The following is a 2206-nucleotide window of genomic DNA, read 5'->3' as shown; positions in this document are numbered from 1 at the left end:
ACCCGGTCGGGAGGGGCGCGCGGGCGATCGTGGGCGCCCGCCGGCTGCTGCCCGACCGGGTCTTCGACGCCGTGCTCGCCAGAATCTACCAGCGCTGAGCCTGCGCCTCGCAGCCTTGGGTGGGGGATGCGGACCGTTACTGCTCTGCGGGGAGCATGCTGCCCGTCTCCACGAAGCGCTGGTGCCACGACAAGGCCTCCCCGAGCAGGTGCGGGGTGTGCTTGCCGAAGCTGTCCCGGCAGGCGCGGTCGAAGTAGTCCTGCAGCATCGGGCGGTAGTCCGGGTGCGCGCAGGTCTCGATGATCTTGCGCGCCCGCTGCTTCGGCGCGAGGCCGCGCAGGTCGGCCAGCCCTTGCTCGGTGATCACGATCATCGTGTCGTGCTCGGTGTGGTCGACGTGGCTGGCCATCGGCACGATGCTGGAGACCTTCCCGCCCTTGGCCATGCTGGGGGACATGAAGACGGACAGGTAGCTGTTCCGGGCGAAGTCGCCGGAGCCGCCGATGCCGTTCATAACCTTGGTGCCGGCCACGTGCGTGGAGTTGATGTTGCCGTAGATGTCCGCCTCGATCATCCCGTTGAGCGAGATGCAGCCCAGTCGGCGGACCAGCTCGGGGTGGTTGGAAATCTCCTGGGTGCGCAGGATGATGCGCTCGCGGTAGTAGTCGACGTTGGCGTTGAACTCCTCCAGGCCCGTGCGGCTGAGCGAGAAGGACGTGGCGGAGGCCATGCGCAGCACACCCTCCTTGAGCAGCTGCAGCATGCCGTCCTGGATGACCTCAGTGTAGGCGGTCAGGCCGCGGTAGCCGCCGGCCGCCAGGCCCTCCAGCACGGCGTTGGGGATATTGCCGACGCCGGACTGCAGCGGGAGCAGCTGCTCGGTCAGGCGCCCGCGCCGGACCTCGTGGTCCAGGAAGTCCAGCAGGTGGCCCGCGATCTGCTGCGACGCGTCGTCGGGCGGGTTGAAGGGGGAGTTCCGGTCGGGCGCGTCGGTGTGCACGACGGCCACGATCTTGTCCGGATCCACCTGCAGGTAGGGTTCACCGATCCGGTCATCGGGATGCTCGAGCGGGATCGGCCTGCGCTCCGGCGGCAGGGCGGTGCCGTAGTAGACGTCGTGCATGCCCTCGAGACCCACCGGCTGGGCGTTGTTGATCTCCACGATGACCTGGCTGGCCTGCCGGAGCCAGGTCATGTTGTTGCCCACCGAGGTGGACGGGATGAGCCGTCCGTCCTCGAGGATGCCCACCGCCTCGACCACGGCCAGGTCGACGTCGCCGAAAAACCCGAACCAGGTGTGCTGGGCGACGTGGCTGAGGTGCATGTCGATGTAGTCCAGCTCGCCGGCATTGATCCGTTCGCGCAGCGCCGGGTCCGACTGGTAGGGCAGGCGCAGCTGCATCCCGTCGACCCTGGCGAGGGCGCCGTCCAGCTCGGGGGCCGTCGAAGCGCCGGTGAGCACGCGGATTTTGAACTGCTCCCCGGCCGCGTGCGCGGTTTCCATCCGTGCCGCGAGCGCCTGCGGCACCGCCTTCGGGTAACCGGCGCCGGTGAAGCCGCTCATGGCCACGGTCATTCCGGGTTTAATCAGTTCAGCCGCCTGCTCCGCGCTCATCACGCGCTCGAGCAGGCGGGCGTTGCGAATGCGGTCTTGCATCGTGCCCCTTCGTCTGGATCTCCCCCTCCACTGTAGGTGCCGGGCACCGGTGCCGGGGCTCGGGGCCGAGAGAACGGCACCCTTGGCGGCGGGCGAAGGCGCCGCGCGCCGCGGGATTTCCGGGCGGGGCTAGTGCTGCCGCAGCTGTTCCCGGGCGGTCTGCCGAACGCAGGCAGTCAGTTCGTCCAGGACCGGCGAGCTGATTTTCCAGCGCTGCCAGTACAACGGCACGTCCACCGGCAGGTCGGGTGCCAGTTCGTGCAGCGTCCCGTCGTGGACGTCCGCCAGGCACTGTTGCTCCGGCAGCAGGGCCCAGCCAAGGCCCAGCCGGACCGCAGCGGCAAACTCCGCCGACGCGGGCAGATAATGCCGCGGCGCCCCCAGCGTAACGCCGGTCAGTTCCCGGTAGAAGCGCTCCTGCAGGTCGTCCTTGCGGTCAAAATCCAGCACCGGTGCGGCCGCAAGCCACGCCAGGTCGGCGTGCGCGGTCCCGGCGGGCCGCCAGTGCTCCAGGTAGGCCGGGCTGGCCACCGCCCGGTAGCGCAGCGC

2 protein-coding genes are annotated in these 2206 nt (G+C 69.4%); both read right to left on the bottom strand.

Going from position 1 to position 2206, the window contains the following annotated elements; genetic code table 11:
• Window positions 1-136 precede the first annotated feature (136 nt).
• Window positions 137-1657, bottom strand: a complete 1521-nt coding sequence (gene scpC, locus AC5RUJ_RS14955) for a succinyl-CoA:acetate CoA-transferase ScpC (RefSeq protein ID WP_494025066.1) — start codon at window positions 1655-1657, stop codon at window positions 137-139.
• 129 nt (window positions 1658-1786) lie between these two features.
• On the bottom strand, window positions 1787-2206 hold a 420-nt coding region (locus AC5RUJ_RS14950; RefSeq protein WP_494156108.1), incomplete at its 5' end, for an ArgP/LysG family DNA-binding transcriptional regulator.

This window comes from Arthrobacter sp. Y3223164, from assembly GCF_059091005.1.
The sequence above is the reverse complement of the archived record's forward strand: the minus strand, read 5'-3'. Positions and strand labels throughout refer to the sequence as shown.